The organism is Paenarthrobacter sp. NPDC056912, from assembly GCF_042786555.1.
Lineage (GTDB): Bacteria > Actinomycetota > Actinomycetes > Actinomycetales > Micrococcaceae > Arthrobacter.
Genome location: NZ_JBHUCD010000002.1, coordinates 383,892 through 404,545, shown reverse-complemented (window position 1 = coordinate 404,545; position 20,654 = coordinate 383,892). Strand labels below are relative to the sequence as shown.

The following is a 20,654-nucleotide window of genomic DNA, read 5'->3' as shown; positions in this document are numbered from 1 at the left end:
TCAAAGCGCTGGGCGGCGTGGTCCAAAGTACTGCGCCGATTCAGGAAGGTCATTGCATTCCGCAATGCTAGTTATAGACGCAATACGCTTCCATAATTGCTGCTGGCAACCATAGCGTTAAACGTATCCCACCGAAACTCTCGATCCGAGGACTACTTTTGGCACCCCCACCGCCTTCAGCGGCAACTGTCAGCCAGCCCGTCATCGACTCCCTGTCCGCCCCCCAGGTTCCGGACACCGTCACCCAGCCACTCGCCGTCGTGAGCGAAAAGCTGCCCTGGCGGCACACGTTCATCTCATTGAAGGTCCCCAACTTCAGGATCTTCGCAATTGGTCACTTCATTGCCGTGATCGCCATCTGGATGCAGCGCATCGCGCAGGACTGGATGGTGCTCCAGCTCTCCGGGTCCGTCACCGCTGTGGGGATCACGGTTGCGCTTCAGTTCATGCCGTCCCTTTTCCTGGGTCCATGGGGCGGGATGATGGCCGACCGCTTCGCCAAGCGAAAAATCCTCATCATCTGCCAATCAGCAGCAGCCGTGCTCGCCGCGGCATTGGCCGCGCTTTCCCTGAGCCAACGCGTTGAAGTCTGGCACGTGTACGTCATCGCCCTGGTCCTGGGCTTCGTGACCGTCCTGGACCAGCCGGCCCGGCAGGTGTTCGTCAATGAGCTGGTGGGCCCCAAGTACCTTCGCAACGCCATCAGCGTGAATTCCACAACGTTCCAGCTGGGCGGCCTGATCGGGCCTGCCCTCGCGGGGTGGTTGCTCACTGCCGTGGGCGCCGGATGGGCCTTCGCCGCCAACGCTGTTGCTTGCTGCTCCACCGTTGCCATGCTGTTGATCCTCCGTAAGGACCAGCTGCACATCAGCCAGCCCACACCACGCAAGAAGGGCATGCTCCGCGAAGGCCTCCACTACGCGCTGAGCAAGCCCACCATTTACTGGCCGTGGTTGATGGCCGGATTCGTGGCCGTTTTCGCGATGAGCCTGCCCGTGCTGCTGGCCGCCTTTGCTGACCACGTGTACGACGCCGGCGCCGGAGGCTACGGCCTGCTGAACGCCATGGTTGCGCTCGGTGCACTCGCCGGAGCGGTGGCATCCACCCGCCGACGGCAACTGCGGTTGCGGTCGGTGGTTCTCTCTGCCGGGCTGTACGGCCTGATGCTCTGCCTCTCCGCCGCCATGCCGTCCATGGTGTGGTTCAGCGCCACCATGGTCCTGGCAGGGTTCTGGTGCCTGATGTTCCTCACCGCGGCCAACCAGATGGTTCAGACCAGCTCCAATTTGAGCATCCGCGGCCGGGTCATGAGCCTCTACCTGGTGGTGCTCATCGGCGGCCAGGCCATTGGTGGTCCCATGATGGGGTGGCTCGCCGAGCATCTGGGTCCGCACGTAGCACTCGCCGTCTCGGGCGGGGTTCCGGCCTTGGCAGCGGCGGTGGTGGCAGTCGTACTGGCCAGGAAGTCGTCGTTGCAGCTCAAAGTGGACCTCCGGGACCGGCGACGGGTGCTGCGGATCGTGGACCGAGCCCAGGCGGCCTAAGCAAAGGCAGGTAGCAACGCAGCTTTGGAAAAGCCGGTTAAAAAGAGAAAGCGCCCGTGGCATATGCCGCGGGCGCTTCTCTTTGGTTCCGTCAGGCTGTTGGCAGGTGCGGGTACTCCGCCGAGCGTCCTTGGAACTCCAGGATGTCCGGGTTGCGGATCACGCCGTCACGGATCTCGATGGCGCGGGAGATGGTCTCGTTGGCCTCCCACCCCTCCGGTCCGGCCACCACAGTGTCCAGGAACGGCAAGAGCGCCTCGCTGATTTCCCAGCTGGCCGAGTTCCACAGGTAGGACGGGCTGTGGTCCACGGCGTAGTAATTGACGTGGCCGCCCACGCGGAACATTGGCTCGTCGAACGTGGTGGTCCGCGCCCAACTGAACCCCATGCCCTCGTCGCAGGAGACATCCACAATCAGGCTGTCCGGCTGGAACTCCGTCAGGTCCTCCGTGCGCAGGTACGTCAGCGGCGCATTCGGGTCCTGCAGGGTGCAGTTGACCACGATGTCCGCCGCTGCCAGGAACGGGGCCAAAGGCTTGCGGCCGTTGTTTGTGATGACTTCGCTGAGGAACGGGGCCTTGCTGTCGTGGTCGAATTGCACGATCCGCACCGAATGGATCGGAGAACCGACGGCGGCGACGCCACGGTTGGTCAGTACTTGGACGTCGTGGACGCCGTGAGCGTTCAGAGCAGTCACGGCACCACGAGCGGTGGCACCGAAACCGATGACCACCGCGCTGAGCCTCCGGCCATAGTCGCCAGTAGAGCCAGTCAACGCCAAAGCGTGGAGCACGGAGCAGTACCCGGCGAGCTCGTTGTTCTTGTGGAAGACATGCAAGCCGAAGCCACCGTCGCCGGCCCAGTGGTTCATGGCCTCAAAAGCGATGAGAGTGAGCTTCTTGTCGATGGCCAGCTGGGTGATGGCCCTGTCCTGGACGCAGTGCGGCCAGCCCCAGAGTGTTTGGCCGTCGCGGAGCTCCGCCAAATCCTGGGCCTGTGGCTTGGGCAGCAGTATGACGTCGCTGTCGGCGATCAACTCCTTGCGCGTAGCCAGCCCGCCCACCATCGATTCGAGCTTGGTGTCCGGGACGCCGAAGCGTTCGCCGTAGCCGAACTCGAGGCGTAGTTGCTGGCGCACATCCGGAGCGATCCGCTCCAAATGCTGGGGGTGGATCGGCAGGCGCCGCTCGTTGGGTTTCAGCGAGGAAGCAAGGACGCCTATGCTCAGCTGGCCAGTTTGCGCGGTCACTTCTTGTTGCCGGTAGAAGGCTTTGCGGCCTCGGTGGCGGAGGACTCGGAAGCCCGCTTATCCGCACGTTTTTCCTTGATGGACTTGCTGGATTTCTTCGATGCGGTTTGGCGCGGTGATTTGTCGCCCATGATTGCTCCCTAGAGCGGAGCCGAAATGGCTCCTGACTTCTGACGATACACCTACCCGGGCGGCGCCCTTCCCACGGTCGCCAGCCGCAGAGGCGTCCCTGCAGGCCGGCGGGCCGCCCGCTGAGGTGGGTGCCGGCGTCGAGCCTTTTGGGTGGGGACAAAAAACCCCGGATCGTTTGATCCGGGGTTTTCGTTGAGCGGGCGACGGGAATCGAACCCGCGTATCGAGCTTGGGAAGCTAGCGCTCTACCATTGAGCTACGCCCGCGTTGCCAGGGAAAAATCCCTTGAGCGAGTCCTAGCTTAGCGCAGTTGCGGGGCACCTTATGACCGGCGCACCGGACGGACGATTGTCCCGAGCGCAGCGGCTACTTGAACAGCTTCATCCCGTTCCACCCGTTGCCCACCTGGCGTTGGGTTCCCCACTGGCCGGTCCCCAAGGCGTAATCGACGAGGTAGCCATCGGAGGTCTGCGCCGTGATGCTGCGCGAGCCTGGACCTGACAAGCCGAAGCTCGGAACCAGCGCCTTCATGGTGCCCCAGCCCGAGCCCACCGTGGTGGGCAGGCCCGCGAAGCCTCCCGCTGCGTTGCCCCTGTAGCTGAGGAGCTGGCCGGAGGGAGCGGTGGCCAGGATGTCGTTGGCCCCGTCAGCATCCCAGTCCGCCATGGTCAGGCCCATGCCCGCCCAGCCAGTTCCAATGTCCACCCGGTACGTCAACGCCCTGCCCGTCGTGTTGGGGTAATAGCGCAGCCCGCCGTCCGGGAAATAGCCCACGATGCCCGGGAACCCCTGCGCGTTGGACCACTTGCCGACGGTGATGGTCATGGAGTCCCAATCTCCTGTGCCCACCACGATCTGGGTGGAGAATGCGCCTCCTGGCCAACCCTTGAACAGGCCCAGGGTGCCGTTGTTCCACTGCGCCAGGATGTCGTAGACGCCGTCCGCATCCCAATCCACCACAAACGCCTGCTTCAAACCTGTCCAATTGGAGCCGATCATCACAGGGACGCCATAGCCCCCGCCGCCGTGAGCCGGATAGCGAAGGAGCCTTCCGGAGGAATCAGCAGCCACCAGGTCCGCGCCGGATTTGATGCTCGCGTAGACGGCGGGGTTTCCAGCGAAGAACTGCTCCATGGTGGGAAAACCCCGGCGCTTCATGTCCGTGGCCAAGGAAACGCCCACGTAGCGCAGGTGCCACGGCTCGTAGCTGTACCCGGTGGTGTTCGTGTAGCCGTTGGGGTAGCGGACAACGAACCCGTACTTGTGGGCATTCGCCGCCACCCAGATGCCGGCGGGCGTGTCCCCGAAGCAGGTGCTGAGCCCGCAGGAACCATTGGCATTCCCCACGTCCACGGCGAGTCCTGTCTGGTGTTCGCTGTATCCCGGCCGCGCGGAAATCGAGTCCGCATACGCCTGGCCGAAGGTATTGACGTAGTACGCATACAGCTCCTGCTGCTGGGCATAGGAGCGGTAGCCGCTCACAATCGCCAAGCCCCCTGTGCCGGCATCGGCTGCGCCCTGAAACAATCCGTTCAGCCACGCCGCGGCCTCTGCACGCAGGTACAAGCCCGAGCCGCGGGCGTTGACGAGGTCCCCGGGAACGTAGCCGGCGGGGTTCAAGGGCCGGGACTTGTTGACCAGGACGGACAAGTTTGCGGGATCGCCAACCGGGTCCACGCTTGGCAACGGGTTCGCGGTGCCGGGCACCGCGGTAGTGGCTGCTTTGTTCGGCGAGAAAGTCGCCGTTGCCGGTGCAGCCGACATGACGCCCCCAGCCACCGCCAGACTCAGCAAAGCAGCGCAAGCTGCAAGCCGTCGTCGGACATTCCTGATGGATCCCGGATGGTTGTGAACTCGCATCATGCCCCCACATTTGTTTTAGCCAGCGGCAGGCACTCTACCGGGACGGCGGCGGTCTGTCAGCCATGCACCGGAAACCTTGGCAGATAACCATTCGATCAAGGCTCGGCCCTCGTGTGTCGCGTGCGCTCGGCGCTGACTATTCTGAAGGTGTTAGCTGCAGCGTATGGGGAACTTGGCTACGACATCCGAACCGTACGCCGAAAGAGGTTTCCGTGGCATTCGCAGACTATGAAGTGGTGATCAGCAAGGACGCCATGACCGTCTACGGATTCCTGATGGACGGGCTCAACAACTCCCTCTGGCGCGCCGGGGTCCGCAGCATTTCGCTCCGGTCCGGCGTTCGCGGGCAAAAGGGTGCGCTGTACCAGCAGACAGTGTCAGGTCCTGGCGGACGTCCCATCGCAGCCGACTTCCAAATCACCGACGCCAGGCCCGGCGCAGAAGTCCGATTCGCCGTAGTGGCTGGACCTGCCCGACCCACCGGCGGCTACTATCTGAGCACCGAAGGCAACACCACGAGGCTCCGGTTCGCCCTCGAGTACCACCCCAAGGGCCTTCAGAAGCTCATGAACGGCATGATCCAGAAGACCATGGAAGGCGAAGTCGCCCAGTTGGAGCAGCTCAAAGCAGTGATCGAGTCACGCTCGGCCGCTTAGCTTGCAGCCCTGGAGTACGACGACGAACCTTGCGTGAGCGCAGCGGTTGCCACGCTACTGCGCGAGCTTGAGTCCGCCCCACCCGGTGCCGATGGTCACCGGCGTCGTAAGCCTTCCCGAGGTGAGGTCCCAATACTCCACGATGCCGTTGCGGTCCAGGCCGGCGATGCCAGTGGAACCGGGGCCCGTCACGCCGCGCAACGCGCGCAATCCGATGTAATCGGTCCAGGCGGCGCCAACCACCGGGCGTGATTCCTGCTTCGGAGTGCCCAGCCCGCTGCCCCGATAGAGCCGCAGGGTTCCGTTGGCTTCAACCGTGAGCAGGTCCTGGAACCCGTCGGCACTGTAGTCCACCATGCTGAGCCGGACTGCAGGGTTGCCTGTCCCGATGGGCGCCTGCGTGCGGATGTTCGTCAAGCCGGCGTTCTTGTACAGATACAGGTTGCCGCCCGAGTCCATGGCAACAATCTGGGGAAGCCGGTTATTGGCGCACCAGTTGCCCACAGCGATATTCAGTGTTCCCCAGCCCTGGCCCAGCGTGACGGGAGCTGTGAAACCTCCGGTCTGAAGGCCTGGGTATACCAACAGGGCGCCGTCGAGCCGTTGGGAAACCAAGTCAAACACCCCGTCTCGGTCCCAATCTGTCACGAACAGGTCCTTCAACCCCGTGAATCCAACGCCGATCCTCTTTCCCGCGCCATACCTGCCACTGCCCAAGGACGGGTAGGAAAGTACTGAACCGTCGCCGGCAATCGAAACGAGGTCGGCAGCGCTGCCAATCGAAGCGGCGCCCAGATCCACAGTGGGAGGTTGGTGTTTGTCAACAGGTTCACAGATTCCCACCGGGTCGGTTGGAGGCGTCACCGTTCCGCCGGGGCTGGTGGTGGTTCCGGCCGGCAGAGTCGTGTAGCCGAAGAAGTTCACTACGCCCCACAGCGTGTAGCGGTTGGGAGTGGTCTGCCAGTTGCCGTCAGTGTAAGTGATACCGATGCCCATGACGTTGAAACGGGGATCCCGCAACAGGGCGTCGTGGCCGGGGGAGCCCTTCCACCACTCCACCAGTTGCGCGGCGTCGCGGTCCCAGCGGACAGCGATGACCTCACCCGCGCCGTTGTTTGGGTTGAGCGCCCGTGGGTCTGTCCAGAAGTTGGCGCGGTGCTGGATCACTTCACGCGTGGCGATGTTGTTGGACCAGTCCTGGGCCAGGCTCGCCACCGTCGCGTGGTACTTGACGGCGGGAAGGCCCAGCGATGCCCGGTATTTGTTGATGGCATTAAATACGGTCAGTATCGCCGCGCTGTTGCTGTCCGGCAGGAGTGCCTGGGCGCCGTTGTCCAGGTCCGGCTCACCGCTGGGGGTCTTTCCCGGGAAGGGGGTGGTGGTTGGGGTTGGTGTTGGGGTGGGGGTCGGGCTGGCTGTGGTGGTGGGTGTGGGGGTCGGGCTGGCCGTGGTGGCGGGTGTGGGGGTCGGGCTGGGCGTAGGCACGGGGCCGACCGCCGGAGCCGTTGGCAGCGGAGTTGGCGTTGTTGCCGGGGGAGCGGGCTCCGCGGGCTGAGGGTCCGCCACAGCAGGATCGCTGGCGCCTGCGTCAGGAGTCGAGGGGTTGTCTGGCCCCCAGGAGGGGCCGATCGTGGGGACCGGTGGTGGTGTCTCGAACACAGGATCCACTGCGACGGGACCGTCGTTCGTGCCAGTGCTTGCCCCGGTCCCTGGCGTGGGCACCGTGGCGGGGTCGGATTCTTCGCTGGCCGCGGGGGTGCCCTCCAAAGGTGCCGGATCCGCCGTCGTGGTTGGTTCTGGTGCCAGCAGGGCTGACGGGACGCTTGCGGACGGAGTGGTGCCATCCGGGACGTGAGTGGTGGGCAGGAACTGGCTGGAGCCGGCAACCAGAATGGCCAGCGCTCCGGCCAGCACAATAGCGGCAGGCGCTGCCAGTTTTCTCACAATTACCCCGCGAATGCTCGTTGCCCCCACGTACGGGCGCGGCTGTACATGTCCGGGAACTATAGTCCCATGGGATGGCCTGGACAATGCATGGGGTATTTTTGATGCTGTGCTGATCTCTGACCGCGATATTCGTGCCGAAATAGACTCCCGACGGATTGTTCTTGAACCGTACGACCCCGCGATGGTGCAGCCGTCTTCCGTGGACGTGCGGATTGACCGGTTTTTCCGGCTCTTCGACAACCATAAATATGCCCACATCGATCCCGCCGAGGAACAGCCAGAGCTGACTCGACTTGTTGAGGTGGAAGGTGACGAACCCTTTATCCTGCACCCCGGTGAATTCGTGCTCGGCTCCACCTACGAAACGGTCAGCCTGGCAGACGACATCGCCGCGCGCCTCGAAGGGAAGTCGTCACTGGGCCGTCTTGGTCTGCTGACGCACTCCACGGCAGGCTTCATCGATCCGGGGTTCTCGGGCCACGTGACGCTTGAGCTTTCCAACGTCGCTACCCTGCCCATCAAGCTGTGGCCGGGGATGAAGATCGGCCAGTTGTGCTTCTTCCGCCTGACGTCAGCGGCCGAGCACCCCTACGGTTCCGGCGAATACGGTAACCGCTACCAAGGCCAGCGCGGACCTACTGCCAGCCGCAGCCACCAAAACTTCCACCGGACTGCGATCTAGCGTTCCTCCTTGCCGCGAGGGGTTAGCTCTCGGGCCATACTTTGGCGCCGAGGGGTTAGCTCTCGGCACTTTGGTGGGCTCTTTGTGCCGAGATGTCGCCCCTCGGTGCGTGCTTCTGGGGGCCACTAGTCCTCCACACTGTGGGTAACCTCACAGGCCTCCCTCTAACGTGCCAACAATGGCTGATGAGGATCACGCCGCCGCTGCCGATTGAGCTCCAAGCCCGGTCATTTACGCTCGCCGAACAGCGCGCGGCCGGTCTTCCGGACCACCGTGCATGGAACAGCGACCTCCGGATTGCGAGCAGGGGAATTCGGGTTCCGTGGGGTAGGGAGCAGGACCTCGTACACACAGCCCGGCTCCTTACGAGCATCAGTGACGGGGCTGTCTGCTGCCGTGAAACCGCAGCAATGCTGTGGGGTTGCCCTCTGCCGTGGGATGCGCAGCACGACTTCTTGGTGCACCTGACCCGGACGGACGGCACTTTCAGGCCTCAACGGAGGGGCGTCCGGGGCCACAGAATGGTCCTGGTCGAATCTGACCTCAGCTCCATTGAGGGCATTCCCGTCACCACTCCCGCCCGCACCTGGCTCGACCTCGCAGGCGTACTGCCCTTCGAAGACTTGGTCGCAGCCGCCGACCATTTCATCTGCAGCCAAACAAGAAGTTTTGGGCATAACCGGATTCCCCTCTGTTCGGCGGACGACTTGAAGACCCAAATCGATCGGCACACTGGAGCGCGTGGCATTCGGAAGGCGCGTGCTGCGCTGGAGTTAGCGCAGGTAGGGGCCGATTCCGTGCCGGAGACCAGATTGCGGCTGGCCATTGGTCGGGCTTTCCTGCCGGAACCAGTGCTCAGCTATGTCGTGTGCGACCCCTTTGGCCGCGAGCTGGCGTGGCCGGACCTCGCCTTCCCGGATTTCAAAGTTGCGGTCAATTACGACGGCGGACATCACCTTAGCGCCGCCCAGAAAGAACACGACATCAGACGCGAGGCGTTGCTCGCAGCGAATGGCTGGATCTCGGTGGTGATCACGGTCGAGCAGGTGCGCGAGCGTGGGTACGACGGAGTGGTTCGCCGCATCCGGGAGGCCCTTGTACGTGGTGGCTGGGCGCCGAGGGGTTAGCTCTCGGGGTTTTGAGGGGCTCTTTCGGGTGGGATGTCGCCCCTCGCGTGGGGGTTTGGGTTGAGATGTCGCCACTCGCGTGGGGGTGGAACGTGTGGGGCAGGAGTTCGTGGTGGGTGGGCGCCGAGGGGTTAGCTCTCGGGGTTTTGAGGGGCTCTTTCGGGCGGGATGTCGCCCCTCGCGTGGGGGTTTGGGTTGGGATGTCGCCCCTCGCGTGGGGGTTTGGGTTGGGATGTCGCCCCTCGCGTGGGGGTTTGGGTTGAGATGTCGCCCCTCGCGAGGGGGTTTGGGTTGAGATGTCGCCCCTCGGCGAAGGGACGCTTAGGCCGGGGTCCGTTCCTGCTTCCGTGGGGGAGCGCCGGGTGCCTTGCGGAAGGCTTTGACCACTGGCTCCACGAAGCGTGCGGCCAGCGGACCCAGTATGGCCATGATGAGCACATAGGCCGTGGCGAGTGCCGCGACCTCGTCCGGTACGGCTCCCGAGGCCACCGCCAACCCGGCGATGACTATGGAGAACTCACCACGGGCAATGAGTGCGGCGCCGGCACGGAAGCGACCGGGCACGGCGATGCCGGCACGTTTCGCAGCCCAGAACCCCGTGAGCATCTTGGTGGCCGTGGTCAGTGCGGCCAGGATCAGTGCCCATCCAAGGACGGGGGGAATGGACGTGGGATCGGTATTGAGTCCGAAGGCCACGAAGAAGATCGCGGCAAAGAGATCCCGCAGCGGCTCAAGGATGCGCGTCGCATTGTGGGCCGTGGCGCCCGAGATGGCAATGCCCAGCATGAAGGCACCTACGGCGGCGGAAACCTGAAGGGCCGAGGCAATGCCGGCTACCAGGAGAGCCAGCCCGAGGACGTTCAGCAAGAACACCTCGGAGTTCTCGCTGTGGACCGCTTGGGATACCCGGTGACCGTGCTTGAGGGCTATCAGCAGCACCACGGTGACTACGGCAAGGGCGATGCCCACAGTCTGCAATCCGCCCAGGAAGCCGACGCCGGCCAGGATGGCGGTGAGGATCGGCAGGTAGATGGCCATGGCCAGGTCTTCAAAGACGAGGATGGACAACACCACGGGAGTTTCACGGTTACCGATCCGGCCGAGGTCGGTGATCACCTTGGCGGCGATTCCTGACGACGAGATATAGGTAACGCCACCCATCACGATGGCGCCCACGAGGCCCCAGCCCAACAGGACTGCTATTCCGGCTCCCGGCAGGAAGTTGAGGACAAAGTCCAGAACGCCTGCCTGCCAGGACCGTCTAAGCCCGGTAACGAGTTCAGACGCCGTATATTCCAGTCCGAGCATAAGCAGGAGCAGGATGACGCCGATTTCGCCCGAGAGGTGGGCGAACTCATGCATGCCGTCCAGTTTGACGAACCCGCCCGCGCCGAAGGCCAAGCCACCCACCAGATACAGCGGGATAGGGGACATGCCGATTCGGCCCGCTAACCGAGCCAGGAGACCGAGGCAGAAGACGACGGCCCCCAGTTCAACGAGGGCTAGTGCGAGCGGATCCATTCCGGTCAGCCGTTACGGAGGATGTCGGCTGCCGAGTCAAGACCTTCCTGCGTGCCGACTGCTACGAGCAGATCACCAATGTGAAGTACGACGTCGGGTGCGGGCGAGGGGACAACCTCGCCTTCGCGCATGATCGCCACGATGGAGACGCCACTGCGCGTGCGGACCTGTGCCTTGCCCATGGGCTGGTTGACGAAGGGCGAATCCGGAGTGATGGAGAACTGGCGGGTAACGATGCCCGGAATCTCACGGTGCGCCTCGGCCAGGCCCATGGCTATGTGCTGCCCGCCCAGGAGGTTCCCAAGGCACGCGGCCTCATCGGCCGTCAGTGGGATGGAAGCCTGGCAGGTGTCAGGGTCATCCCAGGTGGACACGAAAAGCTCAGTCTCGCCTTCGCGAAGTTCCACCACACCAATGCGACGGCCCGAGGCCGTGACGAAATCCTTACGGACCCCAAGGCCCGGGAGTTCGGTCTCATCCACGTTCATAGCTCCACCCTAACTCTGTTGAACCGGTCTGGTACGGCGTTCGCGTTCAGCTGGTCCTATGTAGTTAACGCTCTGGTACCACGGCTATTTCCACTTTGGCTGGTGGCTTCACCGGCAGGATCACAAGGAGCCCTGCCAACAGGACAACCATGATTCCGAGGATTCCCCAGCGTTGGGCTTCGCCTTCCTGGACCAGCGGCGAGGCAATGGCGATGCATAGGGTGAAGAGTGTGGGCGCGAGGAAACTGACAGCGCGCCCGGTGGTGGCGTAGAGGCCGAACAGTTCACCGGATTCGCCCGCCGGGGCAAGCCTGGCGAGGTATGCCCGCGAGGACGACTGGGCGGGCCCTACGAACAAGCAGAGCAGCAGGCCGAAGACCCAGAAGGTGTTCGCCGCCGGCCATTCGTTGCCAAGGAAAACGTAGTCTCCGTTACCCAGGACGAGGATGAAGGTGCCGGCAACCAGGAGGCCGACCAAGGACAGGACAATGACGGCTTTGGGACCGATCTTGTCGTCCAGGAAGCCGCCCAGGATGGCCCCTACGGCGGCGACCACGTTGCCGAAGATGGCGAAGAAGATGACTTCCTTGAGCTCGAAACCGAACGTGCCGGCAGCTATGACGCCACCGAAGGTGAACACGGCGGCGAGTCCGTCACGGAAAATCGCGCTGGACAGCAGGAAGTAGATGGTGTGGGGGCTGGTGCGGTAGATGGCCCTGACCCGCCGGACCAGCAGTTTGTAGGACTCGACGAAACCCAGGTTTGCCGTGTCCTTTTTGACGGAGACCTCTGGCACAGCGAACAGGACAGGAAGGGCGAAGATGAAGAACCACAGGGCTGAGAACACCGCCACGAGCCGAATGTTGAGGGAGTTCTCCGTGGAGGCGCCGAACCAGTCGAAGGAGGGCTGGACGAACAGTTGCAATACCAGCAGGAGTGCCACGATCCCGCCGAGGTACCCCATGCCCCAACCGAAGCCGCTGACCTTGCCGATGTTCTTGGGTGTGGAAATCTGGGCCAACATGGCGTTGTAGTTGACGCCGGCGAATTCGAAGAAAACGTTGCCCAACGCGATCAGGCAGACCCCCAGCAGCAGGAACTGCGGTTGTGGAAACACAAAGAAGCACAGTGCCGTGAGGACTGCCGTGGCAGCGGTATTAACGCCGAGCCAGAGCTTGCGGCGGCCTCCTGCGTCCGAACGCTGTCCTGTTACCGGTGCCAGCAGCGCGATGGCGAGACCAGCGATGGCCAGCGCGGCACCGAGTGCCGCCGATGCCGCATCCTCGCCGCCGAAGGCATTGGACGTGAGGTAGACGGTGAAGACGAACGTGGTCATCACTGCGTTAAAGGCAGCCGAACCCCAGTCCCAGGACGCCCAGGCAAGGATTTGTCCCTTTTTGGAGACAGCGGGTCCTGAGGCAAGCTCGGACGCCGGGTGGGAGGCTTCGGGGACTGCGGCCGCGTTCATAGCTTGAATGCTATAGGGAGCGGGAGAACGGCGTGCAGATGACGGACCGCGTTGTGGAGAAGTGGTGGAGAACGGGGATTGAAACGTCACGGGCACACCGGAAAGTGGCCAAAAACTGTCCGTCCCCCTTGATAAACTGGTCAGACCGAACCCAACGTATGACCGCCTGCTCCAACTTTTGACAATTCGTTCCTGACTTTGCGGAGATAACAGTGATCACAGTTCTCGCCATCACCTTTGTAGCGGCAACTGTGGCGCCCTTGATCTTCGGGAAACTCGGCAGGAACGCTTTCTATGTCCTGGCTGCGGTGCCCGCGGCGGCCTTCGTTTGGCTCCTGTTCCAATACGGACCTGTATATTCCGGTGGTGGCATAGAAGAAGTTCTGCCATGGATCCCCAGCCTCAAGCTCGAACTCGCATTCCGGATGGATCCCTTGGCCTGGGTGATGTCCTTGCTGATCCTCGGTGTTGGTTCCCTGGTGCTTGTCTATTGCGCCCGGTACTTCAAGAACAAGGACGCGGACCTGGGCGGATTCGGTGCCCAGCTGCTGGCCTTTGCCGGGGCCATGTTCGGATTGGTGACCTCCGATGACCTCCTGATGTTGTTCATCTTCTGGGAGCTCACCACCATCCTGTCCTACCTGCTGATCGGCTATGCCCGCACCCGCCTGGCCGCGCGCCGTTCGGCATTGCAGGCGCTTATGGTGACCACCGCGGGCGGCCTCGCGATGCTTGTCGGGTTGATCATCATGGGCCAGGCCGCGGGGACTTACCGCATCTCGGCGATCCTGGACCAAGCCGGGTCACTCATGACCGGACCCATGCAGGGCGCGGTGACTGCCGCCGTCGTACTGATCCTGGCAGGCGCGGTGACGAAATCGGCGCTCGTTCCGTTCCACTTCTGGCTGCCGGGCGCCATGGCCGCCCCTACGCCCGTCAGCGCCTACCTGCACGCGGCTGCCATGGTGAAGGCCGGTATTTACATCGTGGCGCGCCTGGCGCCGGGCTTCTCCGAATCGCAGTTCTGGCTGCCCGTAGCCCTGGGACTGGGCCTGGCCACCATGCTCGTGGGCGGTTACCGGGCCCTTCGACAAACTGACATCAAGCTCATCCTTGCCTACGGCACCGTCAGCCAGCTCGGCTTCCTGACCATGGTGGTGGGTCTGGGCCGTCCCGATGCCGCCTTGGCCGGGCTCGGGTTGCTGCTGGCGCACGGCTTGTTCAAAGCCGCGCTGTTCCTGGTGGTGGGCATCATTGACCACCAGGCCGGGACCCGCGACATTCGCAAACTCTCCGGAGTCTTCCGGTCTTCGCGCGCCCTGGGCGTCGTGGCGGCGATTGCCGCCGCGTCCATGGCCGGTGTGCCTCCGCTGGCAGGTTTCGTCGCGAAAGAGTCGGTGTTCGAGGCGTTCGTCCACTACGGCATCGGCGACGACGCCCCAGCCTGGGGCATCTGGATCCTGGTGGGTCTGGTGATCGGCTCCATCCTCACCTTCGCCTACAGCGCCCGGTTCATGTGGGGCGCGTTTGCCACCAAACCGGGCGTGGAACCCACGCCCTTCAAACCCATCAAGCCCGCGTTCCTCGCCGCCCCGGCCATCCTCAGTTTCCTCACCATCGCCTATGGCCTGTGGCCCGCGCCGGTGGACACCTGGATCCAGCCTTACGCGGCGTTGTTCGCCGATCGTCCTGACGCCGTCGACGCCGGACACCTGGCTTTGTGGCACGGGTTTACTCCCGCCTTGGGACTGACCGGGATAACGTTCGCGGCCGGTGCCGCGATGTTCTACGGACGCAATATCGTTTCCCGCGTACAAAGCCTGGTCCCCGACTGGGTGGACGGTGACCGCGCCTACCAGCACACCATTGGCGCTTTGGACGATGTCGCCGTCTGGGTCACAGGCCGCACACAGCGCGGTTCGCTGTACTTCTACCTTGCGGTCATCCTGACAGTTGCTTTCGCAGTGCCCCTGACGGCCCTGATCGTGGCCAACAAGCCGCTGCCAGACGGCATCTATTTCATCGACCCCAACTCTCCGCTGCAGATGATTGCCGGTGCGGGCATCGTGGTGGGTGCGCTGGCGGCGGTCCGCGCCAACAAGCGCTTCCTTGCCGTGCTCATGGTGTCAGTCACCGGTTATGGCATTGCCCTCATGTTCGCCTTGCAGGGAGCGCCGGACCTCGCCCTGACGCAGATGCTCGTGGAAACCATCGTGCTGGTGGCCTTCGTGCTGGCCATGCGCAGCCTCCCGGCAGAGTTGCGGGACCGGACCGGCGGCAGGCTCAGGGTGATCCGCGTGATCATCGGCGCAGCCTTCGGCATCACCATGATTTTCGTGGCCATCTACGCCATGGGCGCCCGCGTGGCCGCGCCTATCTCGCTCGACTTCCCACGGCTGGCCTACGAGGGCGGCGGCGGGCTGAACGTGGTCAACGTGACGCTCGTGGATATCCGCGCTTGGGACACTTTCGGCGAGATTTCCGTCCTCGCGATTGCCGCTACCGGTGTCGCCAGCCTCATCTTCGTTCGTAGCCGCGGTGATCGCATCAAGACCTCGGAGGCAGTGCCGGAAGGGAGCGTGGGGCGCCGCACCGACGTCGAGCGTGGCTCCCGGGACGGTGCCACGCTGGCCGTGGCACGTAAGTTCACGGACGTTTCGCGCGACGTGTGGCTGGTGGCCGGCCGTACATTGGCTCCCGAACGGCGTTCGATCATCTTCGAAGTAGTCACCAGGCTGATCTTCCACTCCATGATTGTCTTCTCCATCTACCTCCTCCTGGCGGGCCACAACCTGCCCGGCGGTGGCTTCGCCGGCGGCCTGACGGCCGGCCTGGCGTTGACCATCCGTTACTTGGCGGGCGGCCGGTTCGAGTTGAGCGAAGCAGCGACCGTAAGCGCCGGAACCCTTTTGGGGACGGGACTTGCGACGGCGGCAGCGTCGGGTGTCGTACCGCTGTTCCTGGGCGGACAGGTGTTCCAGAGCGCCATCATCGAGTTCTGGCTCCCGGTATTCGGGGACGTCAAGTTCGTCACCTCCACCATTTTCGATATCGGCGTCTACATCGTGGTGGTGGGTCTGGCGCTGGACGTCCTGCGCAGCCTAGGTGCTGAGATCGACGAACATTTTGAAGGCAAGGGCGCACCCCTCGCAGAGGAAGACGCCGCTGACCATTCCGTGCTGGCCGAAGAGGCCGCCGACTCCGCGGCGTCCGGGAAAGGTACCGCATGAGCATCAACCTGACCCTGCTGATCGTCATGGGCGTGCTGTACGCCTGTGGCATCTACCTGATCCTTGAGCGAAGCCTGACCCGCGTGCTGTTGGGATTGATGTTGCTGGCCAACGCCACCAACATCCTGATCCTGAGCACGGGGGGATACGCCGGACTTGCCCCGCTGTTCACCAAGGAGGCCAGCCCCGAGGCGTACAGTGACCCCTTGCCCCAGGCACTGATCCTGACGTCGATCGTGATTTCCTTCGCCGTGACGGCCTTCATGCTGGGCATCATCTACCGCACCTGGGTCCTGGCCCGCCAAGACGAGATCCAAGACGACCTTGAGGACCGCCGCGTGGCCAAGACTCCGAGCTTCGATGCTGAGGACGACGCCATTGTCCCGCTGGAAACGTCGGAATTCGCTGTCACTCCGGCCAGCCCCACGGACCGCGACAAGCCGGATGCCACCGAGACGCCCAACACATCCTCAAGCCAGGAAGGAGGCAGCGCGTGAACCTTGCAAACCTGTCGCCGCTAGCTGTCCTCCTGCCGATTCTGGGCGCTGCCTTGGCGTTCCTGCTGATCCGCCACCACACCGCCCAGAGGGTGGTGAGCATCGGAATCCTGAGCGCTACACTGCTGCTCGAATGCCTGCTCCTGGTTTCCGTCTGGAGTGGCGGTACCACTTCCGTCACGCTGGGTGGTTGGCTGCCGCCGTGGGGCGTGGTCCTGGTAGTGGACCAGTTCTCCTCGCTCATGCTGGTGGTGTCCACTGTTGTGAGCCTCGCGGTGCTGATCTACGCTACCGGCCAGGGCATGGCGGACGGTGACCAGGAAGCGCCTGTCTCGATCTTCCACCCCACCTACCTGATCCTGGTTGCGGGAGTGTCCAACGCCTTCCTCACCGGCGACCTCTTCAACCTCTACGTGGGCTTTGAGATCCTGCTGACGGCAAGCTACGTCCTCATGACCCTGGGCGGCACGGGGCCTCGCATCCGTGCAGGCGTCACGTACGTTGTGGTTTCAGTGGTGTCGTCCGTGTTGTTCCTCATCGCGATCGCCATGATCTACGGGGCCACCGGAACCATCACCATGGCCGATCTCGCGATTAAGCTTGCGGAGCTGGACCAGGGCACGCAGAACCTCCTCCACGTGATGCTGTTGGTGGCATTCGGCATCAAGGCGGCCGTGTTTCCGTTGTCCTTCTGGCTTCCTGACTCCTATCCCACCGCCCCGGCTCCGGTTACCGCGGTGTTCGCCGGCTTGCTCACCAAAGTGGGCGTCTACGCCATGGTCCGCACGGAAACTCTCCTGTTCCCCGGGGATACCCTCAACGTCCCATTGATGGTGGTGGCGCTGCTCACCATGGTGGTGGGTATTCTGGGCGCCCTTGCCCAGAGCGACATAAAACGTCTGCTGTCCTTCACCCTGGTGAGCCACATCGGGTACATGGTGTTCGGGCTCGCAATGAGTTCCGTGGCTGGCCTAGGGGCCGCCGTCTTCTACGTGGCGCACCACATCACCGTGCAGACCAGCCTGTTCCTGGTCACGGGCCTGATAGAGCGCCGCGGCGGCAGTTCGTCCATTGACCGGCTGGGCGGGCTCGCCAAGCTCTCACCCTTGCTGGCCTTGCTGTTCTTTGTTCCCGCCATGAACCTGGCGGGTATTCCACCATTCTCAGGCTTCCTCGGAAAGCTGGGCCTCCTGCAGGCCGGAGTTCAACTTGGGACACCACTGGCGATCGTGCTGGTGGTGGGTGGCGTGGTCACGAGCCTGCTGACGTTGCTGGCGATTGCCCGCGTGTGGAACAGGGCGTTCTGGCGCAAGCCCGAGGACGCCGAGTACCCGGATCCCGTCCTCAAGACGCCCGGCAATGTGGGGGTGTTGCCGCGGACCATGGTGGGTTCCACGGCCGGGCTGGTGGTGTTCGGCGTCGCGCTGACTGTGTTCGCGGGCCCACTTTTCCAGGTCGCTGACGGATCGGCCGAGATCATGCTGGACCGATCGGCCTACATCCATTCGGTTCTGGGCGATTCCGCGGTTGTGCCTCCGATAGGACAGTCAGGTGATGCCAGATGAGCCGCAAACCCATTTCGTTCCGCACTGAGCTGCCGCTGCTCATATGGTTGGTCATCGTCTGGGGCGCGCTGTGGCGGGACTTCAGCCCGGGCAACCTGCTGTTCGGCGCCCTGATCGCGGTGTTCGTGGCAAAGCTGTTCTACCTCCCGCCGGTGGAACTGAGCGGCCGCTTCAACATACTGCGTGCCATTCCATTTGCCCTGATCTTCCTCGCCAAAGTGGTGGCAGCGAGCTTCCTGGTGCTCTACTTGGCCGTTGTCAAAGGGCCCAAGGTGCGCAGCGCCGTCGTCGCTGTTCCGTTGCGAAGCCATTCGGACCTCATGGTGACGGCGACCGGTCACGTCATCTCCTTGATTCCGGGCTCGCTGGTGGTGGAGGTGGACCGCTCGACGTCCACGCTCTACTTGCACGCGCTCAATATCTACGAGGAAGCGGACATCGATAAGATCCGCCAGGAAACCCAACACATCGAAGCAGGGCTGATCCGCATCATGGGTACGCGCGAAGAAGTCGAGGCGCTGCAGGCCGAGCCGCGGACCGGCATGGAAGGGGTACGGCTGTGAAGGAATTCGTTCTCGTGGCCACGGCAGTGATTCTCAGCCTGGCCGCTGCCGGTGCGATTGTGCGCATCGCAATCGGGCCGTCCCTGTTGGACCGGGTGCTGGCATCGGATGTGCTGCTCGCCATCCTTGGTGCCGCCCTCGCGGTGGATATGGCAATGAACAGGCACCTCAACAACCTGATGCTCCTTGTGGCCCTGGCCGTCATCGGTTTCATCGGATCAGTCACGGTTGCCCGGTTCGTGGCCGAACGGCGGGAACAGAACAATGAGTCCTGATGCCACCGGCGTGGATGCCGTGATTGATACCGTGACCGCTGTGTTCCTGGTGGTAGGCGCCCTGATGTCCCTCGGTGCTGCCATCGGCCTGCTGCGCTTCCCGGACCTCATGAGCCGTATGCACGCGGCCACCAAGCCCCAGGTGCTGGGTTTGTTCCTGATGCTCGCAGCGATCGGCCTGCAGATGCGCACCTGGTGGGTTTGGCCGGTCCTGGTGGTGGCATGGATTTTCCAGCTGCTGACGGCCCCCGTCTCCGCGCACATGGTGGGGCGGGCTGCTTACCGCACCAAGCACGGACACCGGGAAATGCTCACCAAGGACGAACTGGAAGCCGTCGTTCAAAGGGCAGCCGCCGGGCAATCCGATTCCGAGCGCTAAACAAACGCGGGACCGCTGACGGCCCATCCCGCTGCCGGGATGGGCCGTCAGCGACCCCGCGTTGTTCTGGTGTTGCCTAGACGATGTCCTGGGTTTTCGCGAAGCGGGCGATGGCACGCTGGGTGCCCCGGTTCGCAAGAACCTGGATGAGGGTGCTGACAACGGCCGAAATCAAGGCGAAGGACAAGGCTGAGCGCAGGCTCGCTTCCATGTCGTCATTGCCTGTGGGTGGCTTGTTGCCAGTGGCCTTTTCCCACCCTTTGTTGACCAGTTTGCTGCCGACGAAGCCCGCTCCCAGGCTCACTCCGGCACCTAACAGCTTGAAGAAGAGGTTCATGCCCTCAGCCTAGCTGTAATGGCAGCGCCGGTAGTGCTAGCCGCGGTTTTCCCGCGCCTTCAGGAAGGCTGCCATGGAGCCTGGCCCCGCCAGGACGGGGACCACGGCGTGATCTTCGGACCACACCCGCTCCACGCTTCCCAGCGCTGCCATTTCCTTTAGCAGGAAGTAGGTGGGCGGCATCAGCTTCAGGGTTCCGGCGGCCTCGGCGGCCAGAATGCCATCGACAGGCATCCACAACGACTGCCACGCCTCGGTGGTTTGGTGCTGTGGTTCGTCGCCCGGAGCAGGGTGGGCCACATAGAAGTAGGTATCGAACCGTTTGGGCATGTCGGTGGGGGTGATCCAGTTGGCCCAAGGTCGCAGGGATGTGGCGCGGATGCTCAGTCCGGCTTCTTCACGGACTTCGCGGATTGCCGCCGTCAGTACCGTCCCCGCGTTCTTGGCCGCTTGGGTGTGATCCGTGCCGATGGAGCTCAAGTGCCAGTCATCGGCATGGCGTTGCAGAAGCTCCGCCGGGTACTCCCAACCGTCGTGGTCGGCAGCATCCACGCGGCCACCAGGGAACACCACCATGCCGGCGGCGAAGTCCATGGTTGACACCCGGTGTTGGACGAAGGCTTCGAGCCCGCCCGGGGCGTCCCGGAGCAGGATGACGCTGGCGGCCAGGCGCGGCCGGGGCGCGGAGTCCGTACCAGGCACGTCCCCTTGAGGAAGGTCTGTCATGAAAATGTGCCCCTTTGCCGCGGTGGATTCTGCGGTTTCATTCTCGCAGGTTCCGTTGTGGGGCCTGGTGTGCGTGCAAACCCGGGGGAGGAGGGCGCAGAGCGGGCCTCGCAACAGAGGAACGCGTTTGTGACTAGACAAAAGCGCCCGCCACGGCCCGCAGGTGTAAACTGAACCAGCCCACAAGGGCAGATTTGATAACGACAGGGGAGCGCCGCCGTCGGGCTCTGCAGAGATGCAGAACACCGCGAGGGCGCTGAGAGTGCGGACAGCCGCAGACCCTCGAACCTGATCCGGTTAGTACCGGCGCAAGGGAGTCGAGCTTCTCAGAGTGTCCGGATCCGGGCGGCGCAGGCCGGTTGGAAATCCGGGGAGCACTTTCCCCTCCTGTAACCTCAGGAGGCA

At 63.6% G+C, this 20,654-nt stretch carries 19 protein-coding genes, 1 tRNA gene and 1 riboswitch; of the genes, 10 read left to right on the top strand and 10 right to left on the bottom strand.

Annotated elements, in window-relative coordinates; translation table 11 throughout:
• The first annotated feature begins 158 nt into the window (after positions 1–158).
• The gene (locus ACFRJ9_RS03910; protein ID WP_377664629.1) at positions 159–1,544 is read left to right on the top strand and encodes an MFS transporter; all 1,386 of its coding nucleotides are present in this window, start codon (positions 159–161) and stop codon (positions 1,542–1,544) included.
• 91 nt (positions 1,545–1,635) lie between these two features.
• On the opposite strand, the gene ACFRJ9_RS03905 is transcribed toward ACFRJ9_RS03910, so the two are convergent.
• The 4 genes from ACFRJ9_RS03905 to ACFRJ9_RS03890 all read right to left on the bottom strand — a co-directional run bounded on the left by ACFRJ9_RS03905 (position 1,636) and on the right by ACFRJ9_RS03890 (position 4,785).
• Positions 1,636–2,793, bottom strand: a complete 1,158-nt coding sequence (locus ACFRJ9_RS03905; protein ID WP_377664627.1) for a N(5)-(carboxyethyl)ornithine synthase — start codon at positions 2,791–2,793, stop codon at positions 1,636–1,638.
• The gene (locus ACFRJ9_RS03900) at positions 2,790–2,924 is read right to left on the bottom strand and encodes a hypothetical protein (protein ID WP_011776304.1); all 135 of its coding nucleotides are present in this window, start codon (positions 2,922–2,924) and stop codon (positions 2,790–2,792) included. The genes ACFRJ9_RS03905 and ACFRJ9_RS03900 overlap by 4 nt, the downstream gene beginning before the upstream one ends.
• 196 nt (positions 2,925–3,120) lie before the next feature.
• Positions 3,121–3,191: transfer RNA gene (locus ACFRJ9_RS03895), tRNA-Gly, on the bottom strand.
• A 100-nt stretch (positions 3,192–3,291) separates the two neighbouring features.
• Complete coding sequence (locus tag ACFRJ9_RS03890; protein WP_377664693.1) at positions 3,292–4,785, bottom strand: D-alanyl-D-alanine carboxypeptidase family protein; 1,494 nt, start codon at positions 4,783–4,785, stop codon at positions 3,292–3,294.
• A gap of 215 nt (positions 4,786–5,000) precedes the next feature.
• Between ACFRJ9_RS03890 and ACFRJ9_RS03885 the strand changes: the two genes are divergently transcribed.
• On the top strand, positions 5,001–5,444 hold the full coding sequence (locus ACFRJ9_RS03885) for a hypothetical protein (RefSeq protein WP_377664625.1): 444 nt from the start codon (positions 5,001–5,003) through the stop codon (positions 5,442–5,444).
• Between the two features lie 54 nt (positions 5,445–5,498).
• Here the strand turns inward: ACFRJ9_RS03885 and ACFRJ9_RS03880 are convergent, their stop codons facing one another.
• Positions 5,499–7,388: a CAP domain-containing protein gene (locus tag ACFRJ9_RS03880; RefSeq protein WP_377664623.1), complete on the bottom strand. Its 1,890-nt coding sequence runs from the start codon at positions 7,386–7,388 to the stop codon at positions 5,499–5,501.
• A gap of 109 nt (positions 7,389–7,497) precedes the next feature.
• On the opposite strand from ACFRJ9_RS03880, the gene dcd reads away from it, so the two are divergent.
• Together dcd and ACFRJ9_RS03870 are read left to right on the top strand one after the other, a co-directional pair.
• A complete protein-coding gene (gene dcd, locus ACFRJ9_RS03875; protein WP_377664621.1) occupies positions 7,498–8,073 on the top strand; it encodes a dCTP deaminase in 576 nt (191 codons plus the stop codon).
• 185 nt (positions 8,074–8,258) lie between these two features.
• Entirely contained in the window at positions 8,259–9,200 is a 942-nt protein-coding gene (locus ACFRJ9_RS03870; protein ID WP_377664619.1) for an endonuclease domain-containing protein, read from the top strand.
• 321 nt (positions 9,201–9,521) lie between these two features.
• On the opposite strand, the gene ACFRJ9_RS03865 is transcribed toward ACFRJ9_RS03870, so the two are convergent.
• The 3 genes from ACFRJ9_RS03865 to ACFRJ9_RS03855 form a co-directional block, all read right to left on the bottom strand.
• Complete coding sequence (locus tag ACFRJ9_RS03865; protein ID WP_377664617.1) at positions 9,522–10,721, bottom strand: cation:proton antiporter; 1,200 nt, start codon at positions 10,719–10,721, stop codon at positions 9,522–9,524.
• A 5-nt stretch (positions 10,722–10,726) separates the two neighbouring features.
• Positions 10,727–11,209 carry a cation:proton antiporter regulatory subunit gene (locus ACFRJ9_RS03860; protein WP_377664615.1) on the bottom strand — a complete coding sequence of 161 codons (483 nt, stop codon included), beginning with the start codon at positions 11,207–11,209 and terminating at the stop codon, positions 10,727–10,729.
• 64 nt (positions 11,210–11,273) lie between these two features.
• Complete coding sequence (locus ACFRJ9_RS03855) at positions 11,274–12,677, bottom strand: MFS transporter (RefSeq protein WP_377664613.1); 1,404 nt, start codon at positions 12,675–12,677, stop codon at positions 11,274–11,276.
• 212 nt (positions 12,678–12,889) lie between these two features.
• Here ACFRJ9_RS03855 and ACFRJ9_RS03850 point away from each other — a divergent pair, with 212 nt between their 5' ends.
• The 6 genes from ACFRJ9_RS03850 to mnhG are packed head-to-tail and all read left to right on the top strand — an operon-like array spanning position 12,890 to position 19,186.
• Positions 12,890–15,907, top strand: coding sequence for a Na+/H+ antiporter subunit A (locus ACFRJ9_RS03850; protein WP_377664611.1), 3,018 nt, complete (start codon positions 12,890–12,892; stop codon positions 15,905–15,907).
• Entirely contained in the window at positions 15,904–16,404 is a 501-nt protein-coding gene (locus tag ACFRJ9_RS03845) for a Na(+)/H(+) antiporter subunit C (RefSeq protein ID WP_377664608.1), read from the top strand. The genes ACFRJ9_RS03850 and ACFRJ9_RS03845 overlap by 4 nt, the downstream gene beginning before the upstream one ends.
• Entirely contained in the window at positions 16,401–17,969 is a 1,569-nt protein-coding gene (locus ACFRJ9_RS03840) for a Na+/H+ antiporter subunit D (protein ID WP_377664605.1), read from the top strand. Before ACFRJ9_RS03845 ends, ACFRJ9_RS03840 begins: the two co-directional genes overlap by 4 nt.
• Positions 17,966–18,532, top strand: a complete 567-nt coding sequence (locus ACFRJ9_RS03835; RefSeq protein ID WP_377664603.1) for a Na+/H+ antiporter subunit E — start codon at positions 17,966–17,968, stop codon at positions 18,530–18,532. The genes ACFRJ9_RS03840 and ACFRJ9_RS03835 overlap by 4 nt, the downstream gene beginning before the upstream one ends.
• Entirely contained in the window at positions 18,529–18,807 is a 279-nt protein-coding gene (locus tag ACFRJ9_RS03830) for a monovalent cation/H+ antiporter complex subunit F (protein ID WP_144649191.1), read from the top strand. Before ACFRJ9_RS03835 ends, ACFRJ9_RS03830 begins: the two co-directional genes overlap by 4 nt.
• Entirely contained in the window at positions 18,797–19,186 is a 390-nt protein-coding gene (gene mnhG, locus ACFRJ9_RS03825) for a monovalent cation/H(+) antiporter subunit G (RefSeq protein ID WP_377664600.1), read from the top strand. Before ACFRJ9_RS03830 ends, mnhG begins: the two co-directional genes overlap by 11 nt.
• Positions 19,187–19,262: 76 nt before the next feature.
• On the opposite strand, the gene ACFRJ9_RS03820 is transcribed toward mnhG, so the two are convergent.
• Both ACFRJ9_RS03820 and ACFRJ9_RS03815 read right to left on the bottom strand, forming a co-directional pair.
• Positions 19,263–19,523, bottom strand: a complete 261-nt coding sequence (locus ACFRJ9_RS03820) for a DUF4235 domain-containing protein (protein ID WP_377664597.1) — start codon at positions 19,521–19,523, stop codon at positions 19,263–19,265.
• Positions 19,524–19,559: 36 nt separating this feature from the next.
• On the bottom strand, positions 19,560–20,249 hold the full coding sequence (locus ACFRJ9_RS03815) for an NUDIX domain-containing protein (protein ID WP_377664595.1): 690 nt from the start codon (positions 20,247–20,249) through the stop codon (positions 19,560–19,562).
• A gap of 195 nt (positions 20,250–20,444) precedes the next feature.
• Positions 20,445–20,582, top strand: a riboswitch (TPP riboswitch).
• Positions 20,583–20,654 lie beyond the last annotated feature (72 nt).

Coding starts and splice junctions, on each gene's coding strand:
- ACFRJ9_RS03900 (WP_011776304.1), bottom strand. CDS start 2,924: ATGGGCGACAAATCACCGCGCCAAACCGCATCGAAGAAATCCAGCAAG.
- ACFRJ9_RS03890 (WP_377664693.1), bottom strand. CDS start 4,785: ATGCGAGTTCACAACCATCCGGGATCCATCAGGAATGTCCGACGACGG.
- ACFRJ9_RS03870 (WP_377664619.1), top strand. CDS start 8,259: ATGAGGATCACGCCGCCGCTGCCGATTGAGCTCCAAGCCCGGTCATTT.
- ACFRJ9_RS03865 (WP_377664617.1), bottom strand. CDS start 10,721: ATGGATCCGCTCGCACTAGCCCTCGTTGAACTGGGGGCCGTCGTCTTC.
- ACFRJ9_RS03860 (WP_377664615.1), bottom strand. CDS start 11,209: ATGAACGTGGATGAGACCGAACTCCCGGGCCTTGGGGTCCGTAAGGAT.
- ACFRJ9_RS03855 (WP_377664613.1), bottom strand. CDS start 12,677: ATGAACGCGGCCGCAGTCCCCGAAGCCTCCCACCCGGCGTCCGAGCTT.
- ACFRJ9_RS03845 (WP_377664608.1), top strand. CDS start 15,904: ATGAGCATCAACCTGACCCTGCTGATCGTCATGGGCGTGCTGTACGCC.
- ACFRJ9_RS03835 (WP_377664603.1), top strand. CDS start 17,966: ATGAGCCGCAAACCCATTTCGTTCCGCACTGAGCTGCCGCTGCTCATA.
- mnhG (WP_377664600.1), top strand. CDS start 18,797: ATGAGTCCTGATGCCACCGGCGTGGATGCCGTGATTGATACCGTGACC.
- ACFRJ9_RS03820 (WP_377664597.1), bottom strand. CDS start 19,523: ATGAACCTCTTCTTCAAGCTGTTAGGTGCCGGAGTGAGCCTGGGAGCG.
- ACFRJ9_RS03815 (WP_377664595.1), bottom strand. CDS start 20,249: ATGACAGACCTTCCTCAAGGGGACGTGCCTGGTACGGACTCCGCGCCC.